Consider the following 15,850-nt stretch of genomic DNA (forward strand, 5'->3'; position numbering starts at 1 on the left):
CCAAATCTACAATTGCAAAAGTTTGTCATGAATAATTCAATCAATAAAATCCAAGAAGCAATAGCCCCTTTAAGAGAGGCATTGACCGATCACTCAGTATATCATCAAATCAATCAAATCGAGCATTTGCAGCTTTTTATGCAAGACCATATTTTTGCAGTATGGGATTTTATGTCGATTCTCAAAGCTCTTCAGCGCAACCTTACGTGTGTCGAAGTACCTTGGGTTCCTGTAGGAAGTGCCGAAACCCGTTATTTAATTAACGAAATTGTCAATGGCGAAGAAAGTGATGTTGACGAAGAAGGCGTTCGTATGAGCCATTTTGAGTTATATTTGGATGCCATGAGACAATCAGGTGCAGACTTATCTCAAATTGAACAGTTTTTAGCGTTATTATCTCAAAAAACAAGTGTTTCAGAGGCGTTGGATACTGTAGGAGTAAGCCAAAGTGTAAAGGATTTTGTCAATTTTACCTTTGAAGTAATTGCTACCAACCAGCCACATATTCAAGCCGCGGTGTTTACATTTGGTCGTGAAGATTTGATTCCAGACATGTTTATTGCCATGGTGAAAGACCTACACGCCGAAATGCCTGAGCGTATTGCCAAGTTTAGATATTACCTAGAGCGCCATATCGAAGTAGATGGCGATCACCACAGTCATTTGGCGATTCAGATGGTAACAGAACTTTGCGGAACAGATGAAACAAAATGGCAAGAAGCACTAACCTATTCGGTAAAGGCTTTACAAATGCGAAAAGTACTTTGGGACGGAGTAGAAGCTAAAGTACAAGCCGTTGAGGTATAGTAATTAAGCAAAGAATGAATAAGATTAAGGATTCTTGAAATAATATGGTGACTTTTGGGAAAACCTCCATATTAGTAGAACCCATTTTTTTAAGATAGTTAATAGATTGATAAAAAGCGGAAAACCCTGTATAACAAGGTTTTCCGCTTTTTGTTTTTGAGATATTCCCCAAAAACATCAAAAGACAGATTTCAAGATGCCTGATTCTAGGAAATGTAAAATAATTCCTTTTGCTAAATAATTAGTAGATAGGACGGTAATTCAAAGTGCTTCTTGTAAATTTGCAACTCTTATAACAAAACACAATTTTCAATTCACAAAACAACGTTTAAACCAATGTTAAATCTCGTCTTGTTTGGACCTCCGGGGGCAGGTAAAGGAACACAGTCAGCCAAATTGATTGAAAAATACAATTTAGTACACATTTCTACGGGCGATATGTTCCGTGGGCATATTGCCAACGATACTGAGCTTGGTAAGCGTGTAAAACAAATTCTTGCAGATGGACTTTTAGTTCCAGATTCGATTACTATCGAAATGTTGGAAGAAGAAGTAAAAAATAATCCACAAGCAGAAGGATTTATTTTTGACGGATTCCCAAGAACAGTTCCTCAGGCTGAAGCTTTAGATGCTTTCTTAGTGAAAAACGGACAAAGTATCAACGGAGTAGTTCAGTTGGATGTTACAGAAGACGAAATCAAAACTCGTATTGCTGAGCGCCAAAAAGTAAGTGGACGCGCAGACGACGATGCAGAGAAACTTTTGAAAAGAATTGACGAATATTTCTCAAAAACAATCCACGTGTTGCCATACTACGAAGCACAAGGTAAAGTGAGTAAAGTAGACGGTATTGGTGCTATTGAAGAAATTTTTCAAAATATTTGTAGTGCAATCGATGCAGTAAAATAGTTAGCTATTTGTAACTACGCACGCATCATTTACCACTCATAAAGCTAGGCTTTGGACAAATCAAATCATCGATTCCTTTGTCTAAAGCCTAGTTTATTATAACCCAGTAGACCCAAGCGTAAAATAGAAGAACTGCTTTACGAAATAACGTAATTTGCTATCCCGATTAATTAGTTATTTACTTCCTTATAGGTCAATGCCTTATAATTGCTTATTTTTGCAAAAGGATACAATAGAAGCTGCCAATTCTTATTCAATCTCGCTGAAAATATGTCTATAGCCGTGGCTATGGGTCTTCAGCTAGGTCAAAAACCTAACCCCAAGTTTTATAGGAGATATTCTGTCAATAAAGTTGAAATGTTGAATAAGACTTTATTATGACAAATTCCCTTATTGAACTATCAAATAGCAGAAGGGGTTTTCTAAAAACTGACAACTCCTGACCACTCTGCTTGAAAATCTCAATAAATAGTATTTAATCATTACAATTGGCCACAATCATAGGCCCTTTATAAATCTCAATTAGTAATTATGACATCAAACTTCATTGACTACGTAAAAATCAACGTTCGCTCTGGACATGGTGGTGCAGGTTCAACTCACTTTCGTCGTGAAAAGCACGTTCCCAAAGGTGGACCAGACGGTGGCGATGGTGGTCGTGGAGGACATATTATCCTCAAAGGGAATGCCCAACACTGGACACTTCTCCACTTAAAATATCAAAAACACATTTTTGCCAAAGACGGAAACGGAGGCGAAGGTGGCCGACGTACTGGCGCACAAGGTCAAGATATGTATATCGAAGTTCCGCTAGGAACGATTGCAAAAGACCCTGAGACAGGAGAAGTTTTGGCAGAAGTTACCAAAGATGGGCAAGAAGTAATCTTGTTGCATGGCGGTAGAGGAGGCTTGGGTAATGTGCACTTCAAAAGCTCAACCAATCAAGCACCACATCATTCTCAGCCTGGTGAAGATGGCGAAGATATGTGGGTGATTCTTGAACTAAAAGTATTGGCCGATGTAGGTCTTGTTGGTTTCCCAAATGCAGGAAAATCAACTTTATTGTCAGTGCTTTCAGCTGCAAAACCAGAAATCGCTGATTATCCCTTTACCACTTTGGTTCCAAACCTTGGTGTAGTTTCTTATCGTGATTTCAAATCATTTGTTATGGCTGATATTCCTGGTATTATCGAGGGAGCAGCTGAAGGCAAAGGATTAGGAACACGCTTTTTGCGCCATATCGAGCGTAACTCTATCTTATTGTTTTTGATTCCAGCTACGGCCGAAGACATTACAGAAGAATACAGAATTTTGCTGAATGAGCTCAAAGAATACAATCCAGCTTTGTTGGATAAAGAACGCATGATTGCCATTTCGAAGATGGACTTAGTTACGGAAGATGAAGATTTAGCAAGAATTAAAACACAGATTCCAGAAAATCTTCCTTATGTAATGATTTCATCAGTAATGCAACAAGGACTTATGGAATTGAAAGATATGATTTGGGGCTCATTACAGAAAGCTCAAGAATCATTCGTACAACCAGAAGAAGAACAAAATGAGGAAGAAATCGAAGAAGGCAACGATCACGATTTCGCTGAATAATCTATAATATTAATAGCTCACCTAAGAAAAGATGTACTTATTCTCTTGCAAAATAAGTACATCTTGCCAACCCCATCTAATTGCTTTTTAAAGAAGAAATATAATAAAGTACTTTGACCCATATAAAGAATGCACATCTCATTTAGAAAGCATCCCAAAAGAGTAAAATATTAGCAATTATGAAACAAATTTTCAAACTCTTCTTTTTCGTATTGTTGAATTGTTTGACGATACTATACGGAATTTCACAAGTTACCATCACACCTGTATCAGGAACTTATATTTGTACTGGAAACGGCACGGTAAAGCTTAGACTACCTAAAAGTAAAGCCGCCTATGAATGGACTAATACACAAACATCGACTGTTATTGGTTCTGATAGTACTATTATCGTGAGCCCTGGTACCTATTCGGCTAGATACAAAGAAACAGTTGGAGGAGCATGGCTTTCGGTGAGCGCTTATACGGTTGCTCAAATTGTACCTACCACTCCTGTAATTTCTGCAAATGGCTCTACTTCTGGTGTTTTTTGTGGGACTGGTAGTATAACACTTTCCTCTACAACCGCTGCCAATTACTCATGGAGCAGAAATGGCACTTCGGTTGGTTCATTACAAAGCTTATCAATTGCAGGTAACTCTATTGTAACTGGGGGTAATTATTCCTTTTCAGTTAGTACTACAGATGCAACTTCTAATTGCTCTGCAACCTCTAATGTGATTACCTTATCACTATATCCTTCTGCACCAGCAAAACCTACCATTACTCCCGATGGAAGTTTGTCTTTGTGTACTGGCGGTTCGGTAGGACTTAGTTCATCATATACAGCTGGAAGCAATATCTGGTCAAGAACTGTGGGTGGTTCGACAACTACAACTGGTTCTGCCAAATTAACAGTGAGTGACGCCAACTCTGTATATGTTGTTGCAAGGGATGCCAATGGTTGTGTGTCACCTGCTTCAGATGCTGTTACAACAACAATGAGTAGTTATCCATCTGCTCCTGTTGTAACGCCAAGCGGAAGCGTAAGTATTTGTGCAGGAGATAGTACCTTACTTAGTTCAGATAATAAAGGTACAGGTACTTATACATGGAGTAACGCATCGTTGGGTCAAAGTATTTATGCAAAAACAGCAGGTACCTATTCTGTTAAGTTTAAAAATGCTAGTGGATGTGAGTCAGTTTCATCAAATGTAGTAACTGTTGTTGTAAATGCTTTACCAGCAAAACCCACGATTTCAGCGGGTGGAGTAACTACATTTTGTAACGGTGGAAATGTCACGTTAACTTCGTCTTATAGTGCTGGTAGTAACTTGTGGAGTCGTTCGATTGGTGGAGATACAACAACAACTGGTGCTAATACTATTCGAGTATCAATTTCTAATTCAGTTACAGTGCGTGCAGTAAATAGCAGTGGTTGTAAATCACCTGCATCAAACCCAATGGTAATTACTGTAAATCCCGTACCAACGGCACCAGTAATAACACCAAATGGAACTGTTAAAATTTGTGCAGGAGATAGTATTTTGCTAAGTTCTGACAATAAAGGATCGGGTTCATATTTATGGAGTAATACCAAAACTACCCAGACTATATATGTGAAAACTGCGGGAACATACAACCTTACCTTTACTAATTCGTTTGGTTGTTTGTCTCCAGTGTCTAACTCTGTAGTAGTTGTCGTTAATACACTTCCTGCTAAACCTACCATTACAGTTGATGCTCCGATTATTTTTTGTGAAGGCTTTACTGTAGGACTATCTTCATCTTATACTGCCAATAAAAATGTCTGGTATAGAAACACAGATGCAGACACAGTTACCAATACGACAACAAAGTTGATTATTAGAAAATCTTCTATCATTACCGTACGTGCCTTGGATGCAAATGGTTGCTACTCTGTTGCTTCTGATCCTGTAACAACTAAGATGAATGCTCGACCTGCTACACCAGCTTTGAGTCTTGTAACTTTTACTAATAACCCTATTCTTCAAAATGGCCTTAACTTAGGGGTTTGTACAGGCGATAGTGTTCAGCTTGGTGTTACAAATAACTATGTAAAAGGAACATTTCTATGGACAGATAGCAGAACTACAAAAAATATTGTTATAAAAAATGCAGGTAATTATTCTGTTGTTTATACAGATACATTAGGCTGTAAATCGATAGTTTCATCAGTGTATGCAGTCACAATTAATGGCAGACCTGCTCAGCCTGTGATTGGATATTCCTCAGCGTTGGAGTTTTGTGATGGTGGACAAGTAGTGCTTACGTCTTCTCAGTCAGATAACTATCTTTGGAATACAGGTGAAACAACACCATTTATCACGGTTCGTACTACAGGTAATTATAATGTCATTGCGATTAACGATAAAGGATGTCGTTCGGTCTTAGCATCAACCAATGTACCAGTAGTTGTTAACCCTCTTCCTGTTAAACCAGTGATAACTGCTAGTGGTCCATTGACATTCTGTCCTGATAAAAGTGTTATACTAACCTCATCTGTTTCTGAAACTCAATATATCTGGACGGATTCTACAAGTGCTACTCAAAGTACAAGTTTTGATAGAGCAATTACTATTAATAAAGCAGGAGTGTATAGTGTACAAACAAGATCTGCCAAAGGGTGTATTTCTCCAAATTCTGATAAATCAAGAATTGTAGTATTAGTTGCTCCGCTTGCTCCTACTATTTTTGCAGTGACTCCTACGAGTGTGTGTGAAGGGAATACAGTTACTTTAGTAGCGCTCTATGCCAACGGTAATGTTGAAAAGTTTAGTTGGAGAAATGAAGAAACTCAGCAAGAGATAGCGACAACAAGTACAGTTATTTTAAAAGCATCGGGTCAATATAGCGTGAAGGTACAGGACTCACAAACTTGTAATTCTGCATATTCAACAGCACAGGTTGTTAAAATCAATGCCCTACCAGCCAAGCCTGTTATTCAAGCTGTAAATGGTAAAATTATATGTGATGGCGATAGTGCTTTGTTACGTTCTAGTTTGCCAAATACATTACCTAATAATACAGCATCTTACAAATGGACTTTTAATGGTGCTGCATTGTCAGTAGTAACAAGAGATTTGTATGCCAAAGGAGCAGGAGGGTATGCTGTACAGGTTACAGATGCTAATGGTTGTCAATCTGTTGCGTATTCTGATACTGCAAAAATTACGGTAAATCCATTGCCAACTGTTCCAATTATTACAGCAGTAGGACAAAATCCTTTCTGTGCTGATAAAAGTCTTACGCTCAATTCGTCTGCTGATGTAGGCTACAAATGGAGTAATGGCGCTAGTACCAGAAGTATTACGATTAATCAAGCAGGTTTATATACGGTTCAAACTATCAATGGTTTTAAGTGTTTGTCTAAGCCTTCTAATCCAATCGAAGCTAAGGTAAATGCGCTTCCTGCTTCAACAAATATTTTTGCAAATGGTAATACCATATTTTGTTCTGGTGATAGTGTTCAAATTAGTACTATAAGTAACTTCAAAGCTTATTGGTGGGTTGGTGCTGATTCATTAGGATATGGTGCCAATAATGTTTGGTATGCCAAACGTGGGGGTAATTATACAGTACGTGTTCAGGACTTTAACGGATGTTTTTCTCCTGCCTCTACACAGAGATTTATCGATGTCAGAGCAACTCCTGTGACACCTGTAGTTACACAAGTAGGTTCTTATACTATTGAGTCGACAGGTGATGGCGATACAAACGGATATGAGTGGCTGTTGAATGGAAAAGTAATTACAGGTAATGCTAAAAATATCAAAGTAAGAATGGATGGCAATTACCAAGTTCGTTCTAGCTTTACCTATACTCCTATAGCTTTGCCTGATAATAAGCTGGTTTGTTTCTCAAAAACTTCGGTAGTGAAGGCTTTCAAAGCTGACCCTAATCTTGATGGATTAAGTATTTATCCAAACCCTTCCACTACTGGTATCTTTACGGTTGAAGTGGCTGATGATTTGGTAGGTGCTCAGGTTGCGGTATATGATTTAGTAGGTCGTTTACTCTCTTCCTACGTAGTCGAAAAATTTGATTCACGTAAACAAATTGATTTGAGTAATATACCTTTCAATTCATTTATTGTTCGCGTAAAACTAGATGGTTACGAAAAAACAAAACATGTATCTGTAATTAGATAGGTTTTTCAATATACCATTGAGTGATTTGTGATTGAGTGCATGAGTAATTATTTTTAATATGAATTTTACTGGTAGAGATGCAATGCTTTGCGTCTAAAGGTATCATTCGAAGTATAGTATCAAAAAAGGCGTTCGAAATCAATTTTTCGAACGCCTTTTTAAGTGATAGTCAAGATACTTCTAATATCTGAGCAAATTTTAGCCTTCTTTAAAATTCAATTATCTAAATGTCGAATCCAGACAAACAAAAACAGGATCTCTTTCCCAAAATACACTAGAATTAGGGATGACTCATGCTTTGATACTACTATGTAAGACGCAAAGCATTGCGTCTCTACAATTAGAATACAAATTTTAGAATAATCGCTCATTCACTCAATTGTAAATCACTAAACTAAGGATGACTCATGCTTGTATTACTGCTGAATTTCTTTGAGTTGTTTGACCATCACAGAGATTCCTTCCTCAAAACTAACAGGATTATACCCCAATTGATTAATAGCTTTGTCTAAAATAAAGCCTGTTCGAGGAGGTCGCTTAGCTTCCTGTGTAAAAGTATCTGCGGTAACTTCAGTAATGAGGGTTTTGTCTAAGGCAAAATAATTGGCAGTGGCAATAGCCATATCATAAGGACTCATAAAGTCTTTTCCCGAAATATGATAAATACCTTGAGCTTGCTTTTGGGTAGCCAGCCAACAACCTATAGCTAAATCTTCAGCCAAAGTTGGTGTCCGAAGCTGGTCGCTAACTACTTTAATTGCTTGACCTTTTTCCAAAGAGCTTTTTACCCAAAGAATAATATTGCTTCGGCTCATATCAGGCACAATTCCATAGACCAAAACCGTGCGGATAATACTCCACCGTAACCCAGACGCTTGTACACGCAATTCGGCTTCGTATTTACTTTTACCATAAATCGAAATAGGAGCGGGCTGGTCTTCTTCTTGGTAAGGGCCATTTTCTCCGTCAAAAACAAAGTCGGTAGATACATGGCATAAATAGATATTGTGGCGTTGGCATTGCTCAATCAAATACTCAACCGCCGTTACATTGGCCTCCCAACAACCTTCAGGATTTTGGTGGCATATATCCACATTGGTCATAGCTGCTGTGTGGATAATACTATCAGGACGCACTTTATCGATTACCTCTTGTATCTGGACAGGATTGCTTAAGTCCATCTCTTGATAGCTAAATCCCTCCGAAATGCTAAGTCTACTTTTACCTCTTGCCGTAGCAATTAGGTCAATCTCTGGATTATTTGCCAATAATTGAACTAGTTTTTGCCCTAATAGTCCATTGGCTCCTGTAATCAAAATTTTTTGCATTTTATCCAATATAAAATAAGTCAAATCAATCTGTTATTTGCCCAGAATGTGTCATGCCGCAATGATAGAGTATTACCGTTTTATTCACAAATCAAAAAAATAGAAAAAAATAGAAAAAAATAGATTTATGTAAATCCGAACTTTCAGATAAGCCGTAGATATGTTTGTAAGTCGAAAATAACTATCGGTTTACCTGCCGATGGTTGTTTGTGGCCTTTACGCAATCAGCCAGTAGTTATAAATTATCTTTAAATCATTATTAACCCTATTTCTCTGTTAAAACTTCCACTAATAATTGAAGAAAAATAGTAATTGACTATCCTTGACAACAAGTACCATTTACCTTGAAAATACGTGTAGATAATCCTTACAATTGATTTAAATCCTGAAATATATATGAAAACTTTATTAAAAATAGTAAAAGCAGTTTCGGTATCTGTAGGCGTTCTCTTTTTGGCCTTTGTAGTATATGCAAACTGGGAAGAACCATCGTTAGCAGATAAATTGAACTTGAAACCCATCCAATTGGTGGTATTCAATCTCTCAAAGCCCCTTTCAACGACCGATAGCACATCCTTGGCATCTTCGTTGGAAAGTACTACAGGAGTAACAGCCTCAACTGTGAATCCTAAGAATCAGACAGTTAGTGTGACTTATCATGCTGATGAAGTAAATGAGGAAATACTCAAAGAGAAAGTTGAGAAGTTTCCTGTCATGGCAACAAAACTTGAATTTAGCCAAATGGAGGGACCCAAATGTCCGATTCCGATGGGTTACATTGACTTTGTATTAGATGCCAAGAAAGCTTTATGTTTTAGATAATTCTTAGCGACAAGATCCGTCCTTTGTTTGTCGTAAAAGATTACGTATAGTCATTAAATTTCTGTATCATTTAACAGAAATGTGGCTTCTTGTTATTATTAATTGATAAAGAAGAAAGTACATAGAATGCCTTGCTAAGTTTTGTGTACTTTCTTCTTTAACCCCAATTCCTTACTCTATATCAAACAACACCATTGTAATGTATTAATCCTACTTTGTTTCAAGTGTTGAGCGTATCGACATGAGTATTAATGCAAAATGAAATTGCCTTAATACACTTTAGGCAGTAAGCATTAGGCAAAAAAACTTAAATTATTTCATGAGAAATTCTTTTCAACTTTTAGCCTACAGCATAAAGCCTAGAGCTTAAAGCGGGTAAAATTATTTTTATTTGCCCACTAACTTAAGTAAAATTAGCCCGTTTTCTCTCTATTTTAATTCGCAAAGGTTGACCGTTGCGGGTGTGGACAACTTTTGTAATCACCAATCAAATTTCAAAGAAATATGAAAAAATCTGCGCAACTATGGGGAGCTATCCTCATGTCTGGAATGCTCATGTTTACATCTTGTAAAAAAGATGATGATACGATGCAACCAACACAGTCATTGTATCTGCGTCTTGGAGGAAACACAGCCATTTCTGCTGTAATTGACCAATTTATTGCCAATGTAGCAAGTGATAGTCGAATCAATGCCTATTTTGCAGATGCTGCTGCTGATCCAACTCGTTTGACTAAACTTCGTAACAACCTTATCAACCAAGTTGGTATGGCAACTGGTGGTTCAGAAAAATATACTGGACTAGACATGAAAACAGCTCATAAAGGAATGGGTATTACCGATGGCGAGTTTGGTGCTTTGGTAGAAGATTTAACGTCTTCTTTAGACAAATTTAAAGTAGGAGCAACCGAAAAAACTGAATTATTGACAGCCTTGGCTAGTATGAAAGGCGATATCGTTGAAGGACAGGTATCTTTGTATAACAGATTAGGTGCCAATGCGGGTATTTCGGCTGTGATTGATGACTTTATCGGTAAAGTAGCTGCTGATACTCGTATCAACTCGTTTTTTGCTGCTGCTGCCGCTGATCAAGCTCGTTTGATGAAGTTACGCAATAATCTTATCAACCAAGTGGGACAGGCTTCTGGTGGTCCTGAAAAGTACACAGGCTTAGACATGAAAACTGCTCACAAAGGAATGAAAATCACTGATGCACATTTCAATGCGTTAGTAGAAGATTTGCAAGCTTCTTTGGTGAAATACAACGTTCAGTCTAAAGCTAAAATCGAATTGTTGACTGCTTTGGGTGGTATGCGTGCCGATATCGTTGGTCAATAGTTGAGTAAAGTGAAAGATGTCTTTTAATGATTTTGAGAATGAGCTTTTGATAAAAGTTCAGATGGTTTATCAATAGCTCGTTCTCAAAAGTTCATCCTTGCGTTTAAACTTCTTCCTGTTTTTCTATCAAAATTGAATAGCTACCTTCTTATCATCAACCTAATTTTGGAGTACTAGCAAAAATTGTCATGTCTGAATGTGACAAAAGTCATATTCGTGAGCGATAAATTTTACTAACTCGCAGTATGAAATTTTACGGAAGATTAAGCCTTAAAATAGTACATTTCCAAGTTTTAATCTTTCAAAATCTTGTAATTATTTATACTCATTCTAAATTATGTTTAAGTATAAATAATTAGCGAAAAATGGAGTTATTAATGTCTATTCATGTTGTAATTTTGTGCTTGGAATAGTTAAGTGTTATGCAAAATCAATTCAAATCAATCAGTTTATCATATAAGTCAGCTCCCTTAGCGGTACGTGAGCAAGTGGCTTTGAATGAGGATGAAATCAAAAATTTCTCCCTCAGAATCAGAGATATGTTCGATATCCAAGAAGTTATTTTGGTGTCGACTTGCAATCGTACGGAAGTTTACTATGTGTCAGAGGAAAACCGCAATACTGACATTATAAAGCTTTTGTTGCTTGATAAAGGCATTGCTACGACTGACGAATATTTTGCATATTTCCAACAATACAATGCTCAAGCAGATGCTGTACAGCATTTGTTTGAAGTGGCTACTGGTCTACACTCACAAGTAGTAGGCGACCTTCAAATTCCGAATCAGGTAAAACAATCGTATCAAATTGCGGCTGACTTAAATATGGCTGGTCCATTTTTGCACCGTTTGATGCATACGATTTTCTTTGCTAACAAACGTGTCGCGCAAGAAACTGCCTTCCGTGATGGAGCAGCTTCTACGTCGTATGCAGCCGTAGCATTGACTGAGGAGATGACTCAAAATATTGCTTTACCAAAAGTATTAATTCTAGGGCTTGGTGAAATCGGTATCGATGTTTGCAAGAATATGGCAGACAAAGAATTTGCTGAGATTACGGTTATGAACCGTACTCGTGCTAAAGCCGAAGCCATTGCCGAAGGACATAATTTCCGTATTGCTGATTTTGTGGATATGGAAGAAGAAATCAAACGTGCTGATGTGATTATCTCATCTGTCATGATTGATAAACCATTGATTACTAAAGAGATGATTCAATCAATGGAAATTCTTACTTTCAAATATTTTATTGACTTATCTGTACCTCGTAGTGTGGAGGAAAATCTGGAAGAGATCCCAGGTGTATTGGTTTACAATATTGATACGCTACGCCAAAGAGCGGATGAGGCTTTACAAACTCGTTTGGAATCTATTCCTCACGTTCAACAAATTATCTCAGAAGCTACTGCTGGTTTTGAAGATTGGTCAAAAGAAATGGTGGTTTCTCCAACCATCAATAAATTGAAAAATGCCCTAGAGCAAATCCGTAAAGAAGAGCTTGCACGTCATTTGAAAAATCTTTCTCCAGAAGAGTCAGAGAAACTTGATAAAATCACGATGGGTATCGTTCAGAAAATTATCAAGATGCCAGTTTTACAACTTAAAGCTGCATGTAAACGTGGCGAAGCTGACCAATTGGTAGATGTTATCAACGAGATTTTTGATTTAGAAAAACAAAATGAATCGTCTTATTCTCATTAATTTTTTGCGATTAAGAGATAGCGTTTAATAAAGATAATATTCCTCAAGCCTACAATTATTTGTAGGCTTTTTTTGTTACCTTGATAAATGTAAAAATGTCGAATACCCTATTTACATTTACCGATACACAATTAGTACTGTACGAAGGATTTTAAACAATTTCAGATTTTGGATTTCAGATTTCGGAAAAAACTAAAATACCTTTTTTGTCAAAAAAAAGAAGCTTACACTTCCGAAATCCAACATCCGATATCCGAAATAAATGATTTTTATGATCCTTCGTACAAGCCTAATACACAATTAATTTTTAAGGCTATGCTCAAAACAATCATCCGTTTGCTATTGCTGTTTCTCCTTATTGCTGGTGGAATTTGGCTTTGGGAACAATATAAATTTTTGAAAAATGACAATGCTGAAGCGCCAGAGGTAAGTCATAATATTTTACTTCAAGAGATTACCTCAATGGGTAAAATAGAACTGGTAAAATATAATTTTAGGGATGTAGTAGAATCTAAAATCAAGAAGAATTTTTTACCAGATGCCAAAGTCTTGCTAATTGTGACAGGTGAAGCCACAGGTTGTATCGATTTAACAAAAATCAAAGTAGCCGATTTACAGGAATTAAAGGATACAGTAGTTGTACATCTGCCTGAACCTGAGATTTGTAACTACAAAATAGACCATTCCAAATCGAAGGTTTATGATACACAATTTGCCTTCATGGATGAGGCAAAATTAGTAGATGAAGCTTTTCAAAAAGCCGAAGTTCAGGTGCAACAATCAGCTCAATCGATGGGTATTTTGGAACAAACTAAAGAATCCGCTGAGCAGATGTTGAAACCTTTTATCGAAAAAGTTTCTGGAAAAAAAGTAGTCCTTAAATATGCCATGAAGGATACGCCAAGAAGATTGAAATAAAGTCAAAACAGAAGAAAGGGGCAATAGAATAATTCTATTGCCCCTTTCTTCTTCTCTTATTTATTCAAAATACGTTTAATATCGTTAGCTTGAGTCAAATAGTCTTTGAATTTGTCGTAACCGTCGGCTAACATCAAACCTTTAAATTTTAATAAGGTATTGATATACTCGTCCAGTACATCGATGATATTATCTTGATTTTGTCTGAAAATCGGAATCCAAGTATCAGGGTTCGATTTTGCCAAACGTACTGTTGACTCAAAACCAGAACTTGCTAAGTTAAAGATACTTTCTTCATCTTTTTCCTTTTGCAAAACTGTAGAGGCCAAAGCAAATGAACAAATATGCGAGATATGCGAGATATAGGCAGTATGCACATCATGTGCAGCCGAGTCAAGATAAGTCAATCGCATTTTTAGTCCCTCGGTGTACATTTTTTCAATCATCTTCACGAGCTCTGGCTTCGAATCTTGTACATCACAGAGCACACAAGTTTTATTATCGAACAAATTTCGAATCGCCGCTTCTGGTCCCGAAAACTCAGTACCTGCCATGGGGTGAGTAGCAATGAAATTTCCACGATTAGGGTGATTTCTGACAGAATCTACCGCAGGTTTTTTGGTGGAACCTACTTCTATGACTACCTGATTTTCAGAAACATGATTCAAAACTTCAGGTAAAAGCTTTACCAAAGCATCTACAGGGACAGCCAAGATAATAATGTCTGATTGTTTGATGGCATCATTAAGCAAAGCCACACGGTCGACCAACTGGAGTTCGAGGGCTTTGATAACGTGTTCGGTTTTGTTATCTACGCCAATAACCGAATCCGCAAACCCACTTTCTTTAAGACTTAAGGCCATTGATCCACCAATAAGACCAAGTCCGACTACTGATATATTCATTTTTGTAAATGCTCAATGATGGAATTATCGTTTCCGATAAATGTTGAAATATATTTAAAAACTTAGCCCGCTGTCCTAAGAACAGATTCCCTTCGATTGACGAATGCGTTGGATAGCTTGGTCAAACAGAGTGATTTCGGCACATAGCGAGATACGAATATATCTTTCACCAGCCGTTCCGAAAATACCTCCTGGGGTAATAAATACTGCCGAGCCCAATAGAATTTCGTCTGAAAGCTCATAGCAATTGGTATATGAATCAGGAATCTTAGCCCATACAAACATTCCTATTTGTTTTGGGTCATATTTGCAATCCAACAACTCCATAATTTCAAACACCTTGGTTTGACGTTGTCTATAAATCTCGTTTAAAGAGTCATACCAAGATTGAGGATTTTGGAGTGCCTTTACTGCTGCCATTTGCAATGGTAAAAACATACCAGAGTCCATATTCGATTTGAATCTTAACACATGACTTATTAATTCGGCATTTCCAACTAAAACCCCCATACGCCAGCCAGCCATATTATGTGATTTTGAAAGAGAGTTCAACTCAATCGCCACATCTTTCATGCCTTCAACCGCCAAAATACTTTGTGGAGAATCATTTAGGATAAAGCTATATGGGTTGTCGTTTACAATCAGGATGTTATGAGCAATCGCAAAATCTCTGAGTTTTTCGAAAAATGCAGTATTAGCTTGTGCACCCGTTGGCATGTGTGGATAATTGACCCACATCAATTTTACTTTTGACAAATCTCTCTGTGCCAAAGCATCCAAATCAGGCAACCAGCCATTGTCTTCAGCCAAGTCATAATCTACCACAGTAGCACCTGTTAGGAGCGACGCTGCTCGGTAGGTTGGGTAGCCAGGGTTGGGTACCAATACCTCGTCGCCAGCTTCCAGATATGCCATCGCAATGTGCATAATACCTTCTTTCGAACCAATCAAAGGCAATACTTCATTAACAGGATTGAGTGTTACGCCATAGAATTTTTGATAAAACTGAGCAAAACCTTCACGCAAAGCAGGAATCCCCACATAGCTTTGATAGGCGTGGTGTTTGGGATGTGCAGCACTGTCTGTCAATGCGTCGATGGTTTCGACAGACGGTGGCAAATCTGGGCTTCCAATACCTAAATTGAGCACATCAATGCCTGATGCACGCATATCTGCTATTTGTTTTAGTTTGGTAGAGAAGTAGTACTCCTGAACCAAGTTCATGCGGGATGCTGGTTTTATGTTCATTGTTTTACTAGGACATATTATTTAGTAAAAGTTTTTCTTTACTAAATAATCAGGGCTATCGAATAATTGGTTAACAAAAAAGCCGACTCACTGAGTCGGCTTGTGTATTATTAGTTTTT

11 protein-coding genes are annotated in these 15,850 nt (G+C 37.4%); 8 read left to right on the forward strand and 3 right to left on the reverse strand.

Annotated elements, in window-relative coordinates; all coding sequences use genetic code 11:
* Positions 1–27 precede the first annotated feature (27 nt).
* The 4 genes from GVN22_RS08585 (at position 28) to GVN22_RS08600 (ending at position 7,472) form a co-directional block, all read left to right on the forward strand.
* Positions 28–807 carry a DUF3050 domain-containing protein gene (locus GVN22_RS08585; protein ID WP_166550623.1) on the forward strand — a complete coding sequence of 260 codons (780 nt, stop codon included), beginning with the start codon at positions 28–30 and terminating at the stop codon, positions 805–807.
* A gap of 336 nt (positions 808–1,143) precedes the next feature.
* A complete protein-coding gene (locus tag GVN22_RS08590) occupies positions 1,144–1,716 on the forward strand; it encodes an adenylate kinase (protein WP_166550624.1) in 573 nt (190 codons plus the stop codon).
* A gap of 531 nt (positions 1,717–2,247) precedes the next feature.
* Positions 2,248–3,321, forward strand: a complete 1,074-nt coding sequence (gene obgE / locus GVN22_RS08595; RefSeq protein ID WP_205690822.1) for a GTPase ObgE — start codon at positions 2,248–2,250, stop codon at positions 3,319–3,321.
* A gap of 179 nt (positions 3,322–3,500) precedes the next feature.
* The gene (locus GVN22_RS08600) at positions 3,501–7,472 is read left to right on the forward strand and encodes a T9SS type A sorting domain-containing protein (RefSeq protein ID WP_166550625.1); all 3,972 of its coding nucleotides are present in this window, start codon (positions 3,501–3,503) and stop codon (positions 7,470–7,472) included.
* A gap of 416 nt (positions 7,473–7,888) precedes the next feature.
* Here the strand turns inward: GVN22_RS08600 and GVN22_RS08605 are convergent, their stop codons facing one another.
* Complete coding sequence (locus GVN22_RS08605) at positions 7,889–8,800, reverse strand: NAD(P)-dependent oxidoreductase (protein WP_166550626.1); 912 nt, start codon at positions 8,798–8,800, stop codon at positions 7,889–7,891.
* Between the two features lie 396 nt (positions 8,801–9,196).
* Here GVN22_RS08605 and GVN22_RS08610 point away from each other — a divergent pair, with 396 nt between their 5' ends.
* The 4 genes from GVN22_RS08610 to GVN22_RS08625 all read left to right on the forward strand — a co-directional run bounded on the left by GVN22_RS08610 (position 9,197) and on the right by GVN22_RS08625 (position 13,578).
* Positions 9,197–9,622: a heavy-metal-associated domain-containing protein gene (locus GVN22_RS08610; protein WP_166550627.1), complete on the forward strand. Its 426-nt coding sequence runs from the start codon at positions 9,197–9,199 to the stop codon at positions 9,620–9,622.
* 504 nt (positions 9,623–10,126) lie between these two features.
* The gene (locus tag GVN22_RS08615; RefSeq protein WP_166550628.1) at positions 10,127–10,960 is read left to right on the forward strand and encodes a group 1 truncated hemoglobin; all 834 of its coding nucleotides are present in this window, start codon (positions 10,127–10,129) and stop codon (positions 10,958–10,960) included.
* 422 nt (positions 10,961–11,382) lie between these two features.
* On the forward strand, positions 11,383–12,660 hold the full coding sequence (hemA, locus tag GVN22_RS08620) for a glutamyl-tRNA reductase (protein ID WP_166550629.1): 1,278 nt from the start codon (positions 11,383–11,385) through the stop codon (positions 12,658–12,660).
* 315 nt (positions 12,661–12,975) lie between these two features.
* Entirely contained in the window at positions 12,976–13,578 is a 603-nt protein-coding gene (locus GVN22_RS08625; RefSeq protein WP_166550630.1) for a DUF4230 domain-containing protein, read from the forward strand.
* A gap of 56 nt (positions 13,579–13,634) precedes the next feature.
* Here GVN22_RS08625 and GVN22_RS08630 read toward each other — a convergent pair whose 3' ends face one another.
* Entirely contained in the window at positions 13,635–14,483 is an 849-nt protein-coding gene (locus GVN22_RS08630) for a prephenate dehydrogenase (protein ID WP_166550631.1), read from the reverse strand.
* A 75-nt stretch (positions 14,484–14,558) separates the two neighbouring features.
* Positions 14,559–15,731 carry a pyridoxal phosphate-dependent aminotransferase gene (locus tag GVN22_RS08635; RefSeq protein WP_166550632.1) on the reverse strand — a complete coding sequence of 391 codons (1,173 nt, stop codon included), beginning with the start codon at positions 15,729–15,731 and terminating at the stop codon, positions 14,559–14,561.
* Positions 15,732–15,850 lie beyond the last annotated feature (119 nt).

Origin of the sequence: Cellulophaga sp. BC115SP (assembly GCF_009905545.1) — a bacterium.
Lineage (GTDB): Bacteria > Bacteroidota > Bacteroidia > Cytophagales > Spirosomataceae > Flectobacillus > Flectobacillus rivi.